The sequence below is a fragment of the Anabaena sp. 4-3 genome, from assembly GCF_001597745.1.
In the GTDB taxonomy this organism is placed as follows: Bacteria; Cyanobacteriota; Cyanobacteriia; order Cyanobacteriales; family Nostocaceae; genus Trichormus.
This window is the reverse complement of sequence record NZ_LUHJ01000068.1, coordinates 14882-30694: the sequence shown is the minus strand read 5'-3', so window position 1 is coordinate 30694 and position 15813 is coordinate 14882. Positions and strand designations below refer to the sequence as shown.

General features: G+C 41.2%; 13 protein-coding genes. 8 read left to right on the top strand and 5 right to left on the bottom strand.

Going from position 1 to position 15813, the window contains the following annotated elements; translation table 11 throughout:
• Nucleotides 1-257: 257 nt before the first annotated feature.
• Nucleotides 258-2438: an anthranilate synthase gene (locus A3775_RS19220; RefSeq protein WP_066426320.1), complete on the bottom strand. Its 2181-nt coding sequence runs from the start codon at nt 2436-2438 to the stop codon at nt 258-260.
• A 1522-nt stretch (nt 2439-3960) separates the two neighbouring features.
• On the opposite strand from A3775_RS19220, the gene A3775_RS19215 reads away from it, so the two are divergent.
• Nucleotides 3961-4833, top strand: a complete 873-nt coding sequence (locus A3775_RS19215; RefSeq protein ID WP_066376990.1) for a response regulator — start codon at nt 3961-3963, stop codon at nt 4831-4833.
• A gap of 66 nt (nt 4834-4899) precedes the next feature.
• On the opposite strand, the gene A3775_RS19210 is transcribed toward A3775_RS19215, so the two are convergent.
• The 4 genes from A3775_RS19210 to A3775_RS19195 all read right to left on the bottom strand — a co-directional run bounded on the left by A3775_RS19210 (nt 4900) and on the right by A3775_RS19195 (nt 10141).
• Complete coding sequence (locus A3775_RS19210) at nt 4900-5226, bottom strand: DUF3082 domain-containing protein (RefSeq protein WP_066426318.1); 327 nt, start codon at nt 5224-5226, stop codon at nt 4900-4902.
• 83 nt (nt 5227-5309) lie between these two features.
• Nucleotides 5310-6254 carry a 4-(cytidine 5'-diphospho)-2-C-methyl-D-erythritol kinase gene (gene ispE / locus A3775_RS19205; protein ID WP_066376997.1) on the bottom strand — a complete coding sequence of 315 codons (945 nt, stop codon included), beginning with the start codon at nt 6252-6254 and terminating at the stop codon, nt 5310-5312.
• 136 nt (nt 6255-6390) lie between these two features.
• Nucleotides 6391-7215: a 16S rRNA (adenine(1518)-N(6)/adenine(1519)-N(6))-dimethyltransferase RsmA gene (rsmA, locus tag A3775_RS19200; RefSeq protein WP_066426316.1), complete on the bottom strand. Its 825-nt coding sequence runs from the start codon at nt 7213-7215 to the stop codon at nt 6391-6393.
• 364 nt (nt 7216-7579) lie between these two features.
• Nucleotides 7580-10141, bottom strand: a complete 2562-nt coding sequence (locus A3775_RS19195) for a PAS domain S-box protein (protein ID WP_066426315.1) — start codon at nt 10139-10141, stop codon at nt 7580-7582.
• Between the two features lie 149 nt (nt 10142-10290).
• Between A3775_RS19195 and A3775_RS19190 the strand changes: the two genes are divergently transcribed.
• The 7 genes from A3775_RS19190 to A3775_RS19165 all read left to right on the top strand — a co-directional run.
• Nucleotides 10291-10839, top strand: coding sequence for a GerMN domain-containing protein (locus A3775_RS19190; protein ID WP_066377000.1), 549 nt, complete (start codon nt 10291-10293; stop codon nt 10837-10839).
• A 169-nt stretch (nt 10840-11008) separates the two neighbouring features.
• Nucleotides 11009-11395, top strand: a complete 387-nt coding sequence (dndE, locus tag A3775_RS19185) for a DNA sulfur modification protein DndE (protein WP_066377001.1) — start codon at nt 11009-11011, stop codon at nt 11393-11395.
• A gap of 74 nt (nt 11396-11469) precedes the next feature.
• A complete protein-coding gene (locus tag A3775_RS19180; protein ID WP_066426312.1) occupies nt 11470-12918 on the top strand; it encodes a DNA phosphorothioation-associated putative methyltransferase in 1449 nt (482 codons plus the stop codon).
• A 208-nt stretch (nt 12919-13126) separates the two neighbouring features.
• Nucleotides 13127-14419: an AmpG family muropeptide MFS transporter gene (locus A3775_RS19175; protein ID WP_066377004.1), complete on the top strand. Its 1293-nt coding sequence runs from the start codon at nt 13127-13129 to the stop codon at nt 14417-14419.
• Nucleotides 14404-14826, top strand: coding sequence for a hypothetical protein (locus tag A3775_RS19170; RefSeq protein ID WP_066377006.1), 423 nt, complete (start codon nt 14404-14406; stop codon nt 14824-14826). The genes A3775_RS19175 and A3775_RS19170 overlap by 16 nt, the downstream gene beginning before the upstream one ends.
• 104 nt (nt 14827-14930) lie before the next feature.
• Nucleotides 14931-15101, top strand: coding sequence for a hypothetical protein (locus A3775_RS24760; RefSeq protein WP_197480195.1), 171 nt, complete (start codon nt 14931-14933; stop codon nt 15099-15101).
• Between the two features lie 211 nt (nt 15102-15312).
• A partial coding sequence (locus A3775_RS19165) for an N-acetyltransferase (RefSeq protein ID WP_082803791.1) occupies nt 15313-15813 on the top strand: 501 nt, incomplete at its 3' end.

The following is a 15813-nucleotide window of genomic DNA, read 5'->3' as shown; positions in this document are numbered from 1 at the left end:
CTGATGAAGTAATTTTGTGGCTTATTATCAAAAATTTTAAATGAAGTATTAAGACAGTTCATTCATGATTTACATCATGTGTACTATGCTTAAATACCTGTCTATCTCCAGCTTAATACAACTTGGGAATTCAAAATACATAAATCTCTAGAATTAAGCATTATTTATGAATTTGAATTGATGAGAGTAAATACTAAAATTGTTATTACTGGAAATTAGACAACATTTAACGAAAAAATAGTCAGATGAAAAATTGACTAATAACTCGAAACTTTGCTATGTGAACGCAGAACATTGTGAATAATTTTGAGACCAACCTCTCCTCCTAGACTCATAATTGATTCTGGATGAAATTGCACCGCAGCTATGGGCAGTGTTTGATGTTCAATTGCCATAATTACCTCATCTTCAGAAATTGCTGTAACTTTCAATTCCTTGGGTATTGTTTGCGGTTGGGCAAACAATGAATGATACCTACCGACAATAAAAGATGATGGTAGACCTTGAAAAAGGACAGAATCAGGAACAGTCACAGAAATTCTGGATGGTTTACCATGTTGGGGATAATTGAGAATGCCTAATTCCCCGCCAAATGCTTCGACGATGCCTTGCAATCCCAGACAAACACCAAAAATGGGAATTTGGCGACGCACAAGGGCTTTAACTGTCTCAGGGACGCGGAAATCACTAGGTTTACCAGGGCCAGGAGATAATACCACTAAATCTGGGCGTTCTGTATCCAACAGGGATTCAGGAAAACCATGACGCAGTGTAGTAACAGTTGCCCCCGTAGTACGAATGTAATTAGCTAGTGTGTGGACAAACGAATCTTCATAGTCGATCAGCAGGATACGTTGATTTTGGACAACATCCACAAATGATGCAGTGGAATTTAGACTATGATTTGTGTCGTCGATAGCTTTGGCACGGCGGATAGTTTCAAACAGTGCGGCAGCTTTGGTGATTGTCTCCTGTTCTTCAGCTTGCGGGATCGAGTCATAAAGCACGGTGGCACCAACTCGCACTTCAGCAATACAGTCTTGTAGGCGAATTGTCCGCAGGATGAGTCCAGTGTTCAAATTACCATTAAAGCTTAAATAGCCGACTGCTCCGCCATACCAACGGCGCGCGCTTTTTTCATGCTGTTCAATAAACTCAATAGCGGCTCGTTTCGGTGCGCCGGTGACTGTGACAGCCCAAGTATGACTTAAAAAAGCATCTAAAGCGTCAAATTCCGGTCGAAGTAAGCCTTCAACATGGTCTACTGTATGAATTAGGTGACTGTAGAGTTCAATTTGGCGACGACCAATTACCCGTACTGATCCCGGCTGACAAATCCGTGATTTATCATTACGATCTACGTCAGTACACATAGTTAACTCAGCTTCATCTTTGTGTGAGTTAAGTAACTGACGAATTTGGGCCGCATCGTCTAAAGCATCTTCACCACGTCTAATAGTGCCACTAATCGGACAGGTTTCCACTCGTCTACCATCTACACGCACAAACATTTCTGGTGATGCACCGATTAAATATTCCCCACCCAAATTTAAGAGGAAGCCGTAAGGGCTAGGATTAATTTGTTTTAAGATTTGAAATAGTTGACTGGGTGGTTGTTCACAGGCGGTGAAAAAGTTTTGACTCGGAACTACTTCAAATAATTTACCCTGGCGGAAGTAGTCGAGAGCCTTTTCTACGAGTTTGGCATACTCGCCTATAGCATGATCGGCAGTTTGTTTTGGTAGAAGACGTTTACCCTGGTAGTCAATATACTCGCCTGTCCTTGGTAGATGTTCAGTGTTGCCGTGGCTGGTGGCAAAGTCATACTGAAGACGAAAGGCTTTTTGCAGATAGTAATCAACAACGATTAATTCATCGGGTAGATACAGAACTAAATCCCGTTGGTGGTTGGGACGGGTAATTTGTTGGGTAATTGGTTCAAATTGTAAAACTAAATCGTAACCAAATGCGCCATACAGCCCTAAATGTTCATCTTCTTCGCTGGCGAAAGTCTGAATAATTTCACGGACAACGGTAAATGCAGATGGTTGTTTGCTGCGTTCTTCTTCTGGAAAGAACTGTTTTGTGGGTGAGATATAACCTGTGATTTGGTGATGATTGCTGTTGAGTTGTTGAATCTGTGAGTGGGCAGATAAACGTTGCAATAATATTGGTAGTAACACTTGACCGCGATCGTTGAGTGCGGAGATGATAAATTTGTTCTCCCTTATTGTCAGTTCCAATGGTGGATTGACAAAGCCGATCGCCCATCTTTTATATCGCCCTGGATATTCGTAACTACTCGTCAGCAAGACTCCACGCGCATGATTGAGGTGGAAGAGAATGTCATCTAGTGCCGTGTCAATCTTCTCCTCGGTGATATGGCGAGATACGCTGATATTACCAAGTGTTGTGTAAGAGAGTGAATCGCAAATCATGGGATTGTTCTTTTATCTGTATGTCGGATGGAGTCTGGCGCGATCGCTTCTGGTGGGGGCGTAGCCTATCGCCTGTTTTGCGAGACATCGCCAAGTAATCGGCGATCTAGCCAATTTCACTATCTCAACAAGAAGATTTTGACACTACAGCACAGGTAAACTACCACAAAACTCTGTCTACAGTCAGACAGGAAGCAGATAACAGCAAAGCGTTGTTGAAAATAGGGGTGAATTTAACTAGGCAGCATTTTCATCTTCTAGTTAATCCAGCCCCTAACAATGAACCGTTTTGCAGAAGTAGCTTCTTTGCTTAGATTACTCAATCTTTGGCAGTAGATATATGATGTTTTTTTTGTTAGACTTATCTCTTCTTTTGTTCCTTTAATTTAAAATTACCTTGGACTTTTAATTGTTCAGATACTGAATCTGCACACAACCCCCAATTATACCACTTCGGCTTGATTGATGAGCATTTATTTCCTGGCTAATTTTTCATTGTTTATTGTTATCTTTGCCAGCAAACACCAGTAAAATCCCCTAAATCAATCATTTATTATCTAAATAATTGAGCAAAAATTATGTAAATTAATGTCAAGGTTATTATGTCTGCCATTTTAGCCACAATTCTGACTGTTAACCAAGTATTGTTTATCTCAAAGTGGCCAAAAGCTATGTTATTGATCATGCCCTCCTAGCTTGGCTGGATAACTTATATCTGGCGATGGTTGATATTTACGGTGTTTACTGATCGGACTTCTATCAAGCCAACAAACAACATCAAAAATACCTGCACACAGTCTACTAATTTTCAAATTTAGCAATTTTGTGCTGATACTCATCCTTGCTAGCAAGCCAATATCAAGTCCATATTATCTTATTAAGCTGTTAGTAAGCAATTACGCTAGACAGATGACGGTTCTAACTTTTTGGTGTTAACACGCTCTTTCTCAGGCTTGTGTATTAGTTAACACAATTAAACTTAACATTTTCTACCTCTAGAGAGAGAGACATTCATAAATACTTAGAGAGATGTTGAAAATAAAGCTACTACTTATGACAGATGACTCAGCAACTGATTATGTAGTTCAATCCGTGATCAATAGACATGAAAAAATTAGACTTATGAGGTTGATAAATTTGAAAATGCCAGCATCATAACAGGACAGAACAACCAGTCATAATTAACCTAGTTTGACAATCAGCAAGGTTCTAAAATTTGATGGCAAAAATTATAATAATTAATAATCAAGTTTGATATAAATTAATTGGTTCACATTGCTAGATAAATTCAAATGATATTTAGCAAAATTTGATAATAAGTATAAATTTATCTGCTAATCTCTAAATAGATTAAAAAATTGTTAAAATTAGACTAACATCAAAATAAACTAGCAAATGCTTACACAGAACCAGTAAGAATACGAACTGTGACAACTAGAAAGCCAGCAGTAAAATAAATGTTTTTTCAACTCGGAACTATTTAGTTAAGAATTGCCTGACCACACGACCTGGTGAGAAAAAAATGATGAACCAATCGTCTAAAACAATCCTCGTAGTTGAAGATGAAACCGATACCCGCTATCTCTTCTTAAATATTCTTGAGGCTGAAGGTTTTGACACAATAGGTGCAGAAAATGGTAGTGTTGGGATTGAACTTGCACAAAAATATTTACCTGACTTGATACTTTGTGATATTGTCATGCCCGATATGGATGGTTATAGTGTTCTGAAGGCACTACGCCAAGATCCGTTAACGGCGATTATCCCGTTTATTTTTCTCACAGGTAGTAATAATCAAGCAGATGTTCGTAGGGGTATGGAGTTGGGAGCAGATGATTATATCATGAAACCCTCTACGATAGAAGCATTACTCAAAGCGATCGCAATCCGATTAGAAAAGCAAGCTCTGCTCAGATATTGGTATGCAACCAAATCTCACCAACTTTCTGAGTCCCTATCTTTACAACCAGAGTCAATCTTCCCATCCATACCGCAACTGCAAGAAGTATTTGATTATATTGAAGCGCACTATCATCAAGGAATTACTTTATCAGATGTAGCCGATGCCGTTGGTTATTCGGCAGCTTATTTAACTAATAAAGTAGCTAAAGAAACAGGAGAAACAGTCAACGGCTGGATTCTCAAACGTCGGATGACAGCAGCACGTGAGTTATTAAAAAACACCAATAAGACTATCGAACAGATTGCTACAGCCTTGGGTTATCAAAACGCCTGTCATTTTTCTCGACAGTTTCGCCAGTATCACAGTTTACCTCCCAAAGCCTGGAGAAAACAACAACAACAATCCTCTCACTACCTGCAAAAGACAAACTTACCACTGAAGAATACTCACCCTCAATGGCACAATTGTGTACCTTTAAGCGGAGTTAGTTAAGTTGGGGAATGGGGATTGGGGACTGGGAAATAATTTCTTCCTCCGCTTCCTCCACTCCCCTGCTTCCTATTCCCGAATTTTAGGCTTAGTGAGATTTTGGAACAATAGCTGTATTGCTAAAGCCAATAAACCAATTGCCACAATACCAAAGATTCCTGTTCCCAAGGCGACTATACCAACTACTAAGGTACGAACAGCAGAGGTGAGATTGACAACTAATTGGTTATCAGAATGAATTGGCTTTTTTGCAAAAGTGGTAGCGATCGCAATCATCAGAGAATATGAAGCATAACCCAAGCCACCAGAAATCAACGCTCCAGTTACACAACGTAACGGCGTTGGTGGAACTTGTGTTGTAGTATCTGTGCTTGGCGTTGTATTTTGATCATTCATAATTATTAGTCAATAGGCAAGAGTCAATAGTCAGTCAGTAGAGACGTTGCATGCAACGTCTCTACAAGTCATCTTCCAATTCCCTACACTAAATGAATACCCTGTGCAGTGGTGCGAGTTACGAACAATTCTAAATCTTCATCGGGAATTGCTTCTCGAATTTGTAGCTTAACTTGTTCCGCTTGCTGTAATGATTCACACAGCGCAAATACTGAGGGGCCAGAACCAGACATCATCGTGGCTAAAACCCCAGTTTGGGCTGCAAAGAGTTCTCGTAGTTGCAACACTTGGGGATAAGCTGGTAAAACTACTCGCTCTAAATCATTGTGCAGTTGTTGAGCAATTGCTGTTGCATCTTTATCTAAGATAGCTTTCACCATTGCACTAGAATGAACTGCGGTGGCTCGTGCTGCCAAATCATCGGTATCTTGAAGATAGGAACTACCAAACTGCTGGCGATAAGTTTTATATGCCCAAGCGGTGGAAACTTCCAAACTGCGATATTTAGCCAATACTATATATATATGATCTAAACTCGGCAGAGGTGAAAGTTTTTCTCCTCTACCTGTGGCGATAACTGTACCACCAGCCACGCAAAAGGGAACATCTGAGCCGAGAATTGCGCCCAATTCTTCTAATTCTGATTTAGTTAATCCCAAATTCCACAATAAATCGATCCCCACCAAAACGGCAGCCGCATTAGTCGAACCGCCAGCCAAGCCAGCCGCTACGGGTATATGTTTGTGAACTGTAATATCTACACCGCCATATTTAGCCACAGCTTCAGGAAACTTATTTGCCATGAGTGCGGCGGCGCGATATACCAGATTAGTTTTATCTGTGGGTACTTGGGGATGGTTGCAATGAACCCGGATAGTTTCATCACTAATCGAGCGTAATTCAATTCTGTCAGCTAGGTCGATACTTTGCAGGATCATGACTAACTCATGATAACCGTCGGGGCGATCGCCGACGATTTCCAGATATAAATTGATTTTGGCAGGTGCAATTAAACTGTAACTACGCATAATATGGGGACTGGAAGGGACTGGGGATTGGGGACTGGGGAATTTTTATACCAGTTATCCCGAATTCAGCATTTCTTAATTTTGAATTTTGTAGGCGTAAGCCTTGCCGGAGGCTATTTTGAATTTTGAATTGGTATTACTCCCCATTCCCTACGTCTAACAAATTTACTAATTCTACCCATTGCTGAGTGCTGATTTCTTCAGCCCTAGCTTGGGGGTTTATATTTAATTGTTCCAGTAATTGACTCAGGCGATCGCGGTCTACGACTGATTGCAAATTATTGCGTAGCATTTTGCGTTTCGCCCCAAACCCTAACTTTACCAGATTCTCTAGTCGTTTGGGGTCACGCGCCGTAACTTCCATCTGACGGGGGCGCAAGCGCACCACAGCCGAATCTACTTTTGGCGGTGGATAAAATGCACCTGCGGGAACATGACAAATTAACTCACACTCTGCTAAATACTGCACCCTGACTGATAATGCACCAAAAGCTTTTGAACCAGCTTGAGCATATAACCTTTCCGCTACTTCCTTTTGGATTAACAAGACTATGGCATCAAAAGGTTGGGGGTTAGGGTTGGCGATCGTTCCCAAGAGTTTCTCAATAATCGGCCCTGTGATATTGTAAGGGATATTAGCCACAACTTTATTCGGCTGTTGAAATTTCGGGAAGGCTACCAAATTAGCATCTAAATCTAGGGTGAGAAAATCACCTTGTAACAGTATAAAATTTTCCTTCTTACCTAGTTGTTTGACTAATAACTCACATAAATCTCGGTCAATTTCTACCGCGACTAAAGACTCTACCAAAGGTAGTAAACGCCGTGTGAGAATACCTGTACCGGGGCCAATTTCGAGAATCCGGTCATTTGTGCTACACTCCGCCGCCTTCACAATTGCATCGAGAGCCTTGTCACTTTTGAGCCAATGTTGACCAAACTGCTTACGTGGTCGTACCATTAATTTTCCTTAGTATATCTAGATTACGCAGTTTAGCAAAAAATCCCGTGCTTACTTTTTTCTTAGGGACTTCCAAATAAAAAAATATTCAATTAATTCTTGTGGGGTAGGCATCTTGCCTGCCCTTAAACCCGGACGGGCTAGAGAGCTTATCCCACAAGATTGGATAATTTATTTACTGGAAGTCCCTTACTTATTAGTGTAAAGTTTTAATACCTTTTTGCCTAATAATTATGACAAAAAACTATTTTGTGGTATTTGGCGTAGGTTGGGTTAAGCGTGGCGCAACCCAACATTCTCCCCATCATATCCACATAATCTGTTGGGTTTCCTTACGTCAACCCAACCTACATTACTATTGACGCTATTTGTTCTGACTAATAGGAATTTCAATCATAAATTCTGCACCTTGTCCGGGTTGTGAATGACAAGATAATTTACCGCCATGTCTATCTACAACAATTTGATAACTAATAGATAAGCCTAAACCTGTACCCTTTCCTACACTTTTAGTGGTGAAAAAAGGGTCAAATAATTTGTCAACAACGTCAACAGGAATACCCGCACCATTATCAGCAATTTTAATACTTACCCAGTGACTATTGATAACTTCACTACAAATATGAATTTGTGCTTGTTCACCTATAAATGAATCTTCTAAAGCATCAATCGCATTACTAATAATATTCATAAATACCTGATTAAGCTGTCCGGGATAACAGTCAATCAGAGGCAAATTACCATATTCCTTAATTACTAAAATTTCTGGATGACCTGGTTTAGATTTCAGACGATTCTGTAAAATCATTAAGGTACTATCAATACCTTCATGGATATCTACCTGTTTAAATTCTGCTTCATCAAGTCGGGAAAAATTACGTAGTGATAGGACAATTTCTCGAATGCGCTGAGTTCCTACACGCATAGAAGTGAGCAGCTTTACTAAGTCTTCTTGGAGAAATTCAAAGTCAATATCTATCAACACTTCTTGAATTTCTGCTGGTGGGTAAGGGAAGTGAATTTGATAGAGTTGCACTAGGTGTAACAAGTCGTGAGCATATTCACTAGCCGGAATCAGATTACCGTGAATAAAGTTAACTGGATTGTTAATTTCATGGGCAATACCTGCCACCATATTACCCAGTGAGGACATTTTTTCGCTTTGAATCAGTTGGGTTTGTGTACGTTGCAATTCACGGAGAGCGTTTTCTAAGCTTTTGGCTTGTTGTTGCAACTGAATTTCAGCTTTTTTGCGTTCTGTAATATTTAATGTTGTTCCTACAAGTCGATAAATTTTACCTTCGCTGTTTTGCAGAGGATTAATTTTAGTTAACCACCAAGTTGATTGATTGCGTATAGTTAAACATTCTTCATAGCTGTTAGGAATGCCAGTTTCTACACAATTTCTGTATCGTTGACGCACTGCTGCACCTTCAATCATACCATGCACATCTTCAGGTGCTTTACCTATAACCTCTGCTCGATTAATTCCTGATGCTGTTTCTGCTGTGGTATTCCAGCCAGCATAACGAAATTCGCAGTTTTCTAGAACATCCACGACAAATATGATTTGATCAGCACCCTCATAAATGCTACGTAAAAACTCCTCTTGCTCTTGTAATAGAGCTTCTACTGTTTTTCTTTCGCTGATATCAAGCATATAGCCATACCAGACAATTTCCCCTCCGATGCGGCGTTCTGGTTTAGAATTGGCTTTAATCCATTTCTGCTTACCGGAGGGGGTAATTATGCGCCATTCATTGCCGAAGTTATGTAAAGTTTTGGCAGAGTCAGCGATCGCCGCCTGTACATAAGAAATATCATCAGGATGAACATCACTCAGAGTCAGCGAGGGATTATCTTGTAACTCTTTTGGTTCTCTTTCTGTAATTTCTCGACAGCCTGAAGAAACATAGGGAAATGACATTGTGCCATCCGGTTGGAGATGAAATTCATACAGCATCCCTGGTACATTGTCTGCTAATCGTTGCAATCGTGTTTCACTTTCCAGTAAAGCTGTTGTTCGTTCCTCAACTCTTGCCTCTAATTTCTCATTTAACCGCTTAAGTTCTGCTTCTGCTTGTTTGCGATTTGTAATATCTAACAGTACACCACAGAATATCACCTCGCCCTGCTCGTTGACTGTAGGGGTTGAGTCTCCTTGCCACCAGCGAATTTCGCCATTAGGCTTGATTAAACGGCCTTCATAGTGCCAAGGGGTAGCATTTTCTACAGCTTGGTTAACTGAAATTACAAAACTCTCCCAGTCTTCTGAATGAATCAGGTCGAAAAAACAGCTACAATCCTCTATCATGTCTTTTGCGGTGATTCCTGCCAGTTCCTCAATAAAATCGCTGATGTAGTCTACTTGCCAGACACCATGACGATTGGTAAATTGAAAAATCGCTCCTGGTAAATTACTGGCGATATCCCGCAAACGCCTTTCACTGTTGGCTAAAGCTATCTCTGCCTGTTTGCGATTGGTAATCACCTCGGTAAACATGATGATACCGCCCACTTCGCCAGAATTTTCATACCAAGGATGTATTTCCCATTTCACCCAATCAGTTGTACCATCGGCGCGGATAAAGGTGTCTTCGTCACATCTTTCAATGTTTCCACACAAACAGCGTTGATGAATTTCCCGCCAAGATTGGGGGATTTCTGGGAAAATTTCATAGTGAGAACGACCAATGATATCTTGATTTCCTAAACCGTAATCTTCTCGCCAACGCTGACTAGCTAGCAAGTAGCGCATTTGACGGTCAAAAACTGCGATCGCCGCCGGAGTATATTCAATAAATAACCCTATCTGTTCCTGGCTAGATTTCTGCTTGCTATTTGCCACTAATTGGCGCAGTTCTCTTAACTCTTGCTGTAAAGCTTCATAAGTATTTCTACTTATTTCTATCAGATGCTCGGCCATAGTTGCGCTACTGTCTATGCTTGGGGAATGCGTTACTATTTATGTTTCCCAATCTCTAGCCAACCACAACAAGATGATTTTCCCTTCAACGTTATATGAAAATTATCTAAAAAATACTGAAGTTAAAATCTAGATATACAAGCTTGTTTATGAATATGAATCCCAAATATCTTTTATCGTTGATCATTTTAGCGATCGCAGCTGCCGCAAGTAGTTGTACTTCCAACCTACCCGAAACCAGCACCACACCCAACGCATCACCTCCCACCTCAACCCAAAATAATACTCAACGCGAAGCCAAACTCAATAATATCCAGTCTCCCACTGACACCTCTAAAGCTGCCTCTAGTAAAACAGAAAATGTGACTTTATATACCAGCGATGTGCAGTGTCAGGAATTATTACCCCAAAAAGTCACCGTGCCAGCAACAGAGTCTGTAACTAGCGCAGTCGGCAAAATCATAGAAGAACAAGAAACAGCCGACTTGAGTTTGTCTGGTTATCGTGTCAACGTCAAAAATGGCATTGCAACAGTTGATTTACGACTTTCTCCCCAGTCAAAACGTCAATTTACCTCACTTTCTAGCTGTGAACAGTTTGCCCTATTTGGCAGTCTCCGCAAAACCCTAACCAGTAACTCTCAATGGAAAATTCAAGAAGTTCGCTTCACGGAACAAGGCGAAGAAATTATACTTTAGTTATTAGTCATTAGTCATTAGTCATTAGTCATTGGTTATTAGTTTCTCTCCCCTGCCTCCCCTGCCTCCCCTGCTTCCCCTGCTTCCCCCACTCCCCCCACTCCCCTGTAAGTGATTCAAATGCTGGCGGCGATCGCTCATACTAAATTAGGAAACTCAGCCTAATTTTATGGAATCACCTATTGAACGCATCAAACTTTCCCAAACAGCTAAAGAGCAACTCCTCAAGCTGAAACGCAGCACTAAAATTGATCAATGGAATATCCTTTGTCGTTGGGCATTTTGTCGTTCCCTCGCCGAAGCTACCCCACCCTCACCAGTACCCATTCCTCAAGATAGCAACGTAGAAATGAGTTGGCGTGTCTTTGGTGGCGAAATGTCTGATATTCTTCTGCTCGCCCTCAAACAACGCTGTCATAATGATGGTTATCCCACTGATAAAGACACCCTCACTACTCAATTCCGCTTGCATTTACATCGTGGTATCGGTTACTTAGCTGGTGATCCAAATATCAAGAAAATTGAAGATTTAATTGCCTTAGTGGTCAAAAATTGAAACCATAATGAGGGAAATGAGGGACTTGTAGAGACGTTGCATGCAAAGTCTCTACTGACTATTGATTAATGATTATGTCTGAAACGCTAGAAATTGAGCGTCACAGAGCTGCGATCGCTCGCAATGAAATCTCTCGCCCTGTAAGATTGGCTATAGAATCGGCAATCCTCAACCAAGACACCAGTTTTTTTGACTACGGTTGTGGCTATGGTGGGGATGTGCAGCGTGTAGCTAACCTCGGCTACACTAGCGGAGGTTGGGATCCTTACTACTACCCGGATGAAACTATCACTGCTGCTGATGTGGTGAATTTGGGTTATGTTCTCAATGTAATTGAAGATATTGAAGAACGCCGTCAAAGTCTTATCCAAGCTTGGGAACTCACCCGCAAAGTTTTAATCGTTGCGGCTCAAGTCTTAATTAACGCTCCCAGTAAAGCCCAACTGGCTTACAGTGATGGTATTGTGACTAAACGCAATACTTTTCAAAAGTATTACGAACAAGAAGAACTCAAACAATATATTGATGAAGTTTTAAATGTAGATGCCGTACCAGTGGCATTGGGTGTCTACTTTGTATTTCGAGATGAAACGGCAAAAGAAAGTTTTAAAGCCATCCGCTTCTTTTCTCGCACCTCCACACCGCGCATCCGCATTCCTACCAAGCGGTTTGAGGATTACCAAGAACTACTACAACCTCTCATGCAGTTTTTCACCCATCGTGGTAGATTACCCGTCAAAGGTGAACTGGAAACAGAAGCGGAAATACTGACAGAATTTGCTAATTACCGTCGTGCCTTTAATGTGATTTTACAAGCTACCGACGAAGCTGAATGGGATGCGATCGCCTACCGTCGTTCTTTAGATATTCAAGTTTACCTCGCTCTCACCCACTTTGATCAACGTCCCCGATTTTCCCAACTCCCAGCCGAAATGCGCCACGATATCAAAGCCTTTTTCGGTAGCTATGAGGAAGCTTGTGAAGTCGCTGATCAAAAATTATTTAGTCTAGGTAAACCAGGAGTTGTCAAAACCGCCTGTGAGAAAAGCAAAATTGGTAAACATACGCGCGGTGCGCTTTACGTCCATATTTCTGCTTTAGCTGCTCTTGACCCCTTACTACGCATTTACGAAGGTTGTGCTAGTCGTACCATTGGACGGGTTGATGGTGCTACTTTAATTAAATATTACACTGACCAACCGCAAATCTCCTATTTGTTTTACCCAGAATTCGACACAGACCCCCATCCCGCCCTAACAGCAAGTATAAATATTGACTTAAAAACTTTGTATGTCACGCACCGAGATTATAGTAACAGGGCAAACCCTCCCGTACTGCATCGCAAAGAAACCTTTGTGACAGCTAACTATCCTCTGTATGAACAATTTGCCAAACTCACCCAACAAGAACAGGAATTAGGACTACTCAAACAGAAAAGTGAGATAGGTACTCGTGAAGGTTGGCAAAAATGTCTGGCTGCTCACGGTGTAGAAATTAGGGGACATGAAGTTTATCAAATATAAATAAGTTAAAAAATTAGTCAATGCAGTTTGATTTGATGCGTATAAATTAAGCAATTAGTAACAAAAAGTAAAAAAAAATTAAGTTGTTCACATTCACTTTTATAGTGCTTTATACTTGCTGACTTGTGCCATTTTTCCAGAAAAAAATATTTATGTTGAGCGAATGGTGGCAAGATAAATGAAATTCATAACAGGAATGTGAGGAATGATGAATCAAGTGCGATCGCTACTGCAAGTTTTTGGTAGTCGCAAGATGGCAGCTTTACTATTACTCGGTTTTTCGTCTGGGTTGCCGTTGTTTTTAACCAGTAAAACCTTGCAAGCTTGGATGACTGTCGAAAAGGTTGATTTAACAGCCATTGGTTTATTTAGCTTAGTAGGATTACCTTATTCCTTAAAATTTCTGTGGTCGCCTTTGTTAGACTGGTTAAAACTCCCGTATTTGGGCAGAAGGCGCGGTTGGTTAATTACATTGCAAATTGGGTTAATCATAGCGATCGCCTGTATGGCTGGGCAACAACCCAAACAAGCACTACAATTTTTAGCCATCAACGCCGTAGCGATCGCATTTTTCAGTGCCACCCAAGACATCGCCGCCGACGCTTACCGCACCGACGTGTTAGATAAACCAGAATTGGGTGCGGGTGCTGCCGTCTTTGTGTTAGGTTATCGCATTGCTTTATTGCTCACAGGCTCTCTAGCATTAATATTAGCTGATAATATCCCTTGGTCATCAGTATATTTATTGATGGCAGGTACCATGATCATCGGTATCATGGGAACTTTATTTGCACCAGAACCCGAAGATACTCGACCACCGGAATCTTTAGCCGCCGCCGTCATCTTGCCCTTTGGGGAATTTTTTCAACGCCAAGGTGTAGTTTATGCCGTGTCAACTTTGCTGTTCATCGTCCTGTATAAACTAGGCGATGCCTTAGTTAACAATATGTCCACACCCTTCCTGCTACAAACTGGATTCACTCAAACCGACATTGGTGCAATTCAAGGAGGCATGGGACTAATTGCTACTATTGTTGGTACTCTAGCAGGGGGAGCAGTTTTGAGTAAAATTGGACTCAATCGCTCACTTTGGTTGTTTGGTGGACTACAAGCAGTGAGTAACTTAGCTTACTTATTACTAGCTCAAGTGGGTAAAAATTACCAAGTGCTAGTGTTAACCATTAACATTGAAAACTTTTGCGCCGGATTAGGCACAGCCGCCTTTGTTGGCTTTTTAATGAGCTTGTGTAATCAACGCTTTTCCGCTACTCAGTATGCTTTACTCTCCAGTTTCATGGCTGTCAGTCGTGACATTTTGGTTGCTCCTGCTGGTTCACTAGCAAAAAGTACGGGTTGGCCTTTATTTTTCGTGATTAGTATTGTAGCCGCAGTCCCAGGACTGCTGTTATTACCATTTTTTGCCCCCTGGAATCCAAAACCAGTGGCAGTTTCTCGACCAGGACTTGAACCAGAAGATGAGGATTTATGGGAAACCAAGTAATAATTCTTATTGGTACATTTATTCTTTTATTCACCGGGTTGTTACTTGGCTACGTTCTTTCACAATTAGTTTTAGGTTATTTAGCCTTTAACCTGCTAACTTTGTTCGGAACACTGAGCTTAATTTTAATTTTTGGTACACTCTACTACGTGTTGTTCTGGCAGTTAAAGCGGCAACAAACCCAAGTATTGCGAGAACCAAGTTCGCAACCAGTTAATCAGCCCATTCATGAAGATGTACCGGAAACTGAAGAAGACTATCTCAAAAACCAACTGATTGCTAGGTTATCAGGTGATGTAGCCGCCGCAGAACGCTTAATTGAGCAAGCTAAACAGAAATATCCAGGAATGCCAGAAAATTGGTACAGCGAGCGAGTTCTTGATGACTTAGACCGTGATACTAGATAAGCCTGAGTTAGTAATGCTCAAAAGTTGCTAAAATAAGTCAAAGAAAATTTACAAAACTTAAGCTTGGGTTTGGTGACAAACCTGAAGCGATCGCAACTAAAATTATGGCTATCTTTCGTCAGTACATCGCTCCTTTACTTGTTGTATTAGTATTCATCCTCGCTCTAGTAGCAGTCAGCGCGAGGATATTTTTACCCTCTGACATGGCAGCACCAGCACCTATTGAAGAGGTGGGAATGGTGAATGGGGAATTGGGATTGGGAATTTGGGGATGAGGGAGATGAGGGAGTGGGGGAGATAAGGGAGTGGGGGAGATGAGGGAGTGGGGGAGATGAGGGAGTGGGGGAGATGAGGGAGTGGGGGAGATGAGGGAGTGGGGGAGAAAAACTAATGACTAATGACTAATAACTAATGACTAATGACTAATGACTAATGACTAATGACTAATGACTAATGACTAATGACTCATAACTCATAACTAAAATTTTGCATTTTGAACTGTTAATACCGGGCTACTACATACGTCGCGGTTCTACGTTAGAGCGATCGCTGCTAGTCAAATTTATGCAGCGCACCTACCAAGACTTATTTCCCACACAAGACTTTGCCCATCTAGCTAGAACCGTTGAGCAATACTTTTCCAAAGATACCCCCCTATGGTGGGTAGAGTTTTTAGGCGAAGGCGTAGAGGAACAGGGAAGCCAAGAAGAACAGACAAAATCATCACCCTCATCTCCCATCGCCTGTGTCTGGGTGGGGAATGCCATCGATCAAGTTAGTGGCAACCGTCATCCGCATATTTTTTTACTTTACGTCGTTCCAGAACATCGACGGCGAGGTATTGGTACAGCCTTGATGCGCTATGTAGAAAATTGGGCAATTCAAAGAGGCGATCGCCAAATCGGATTGCAAGTATTTCAGTCCAACCAAGCCGCCTTAAACCTCTACAATCACCTAGGTTATCAAACCCAATCCCTCTGGATGTTA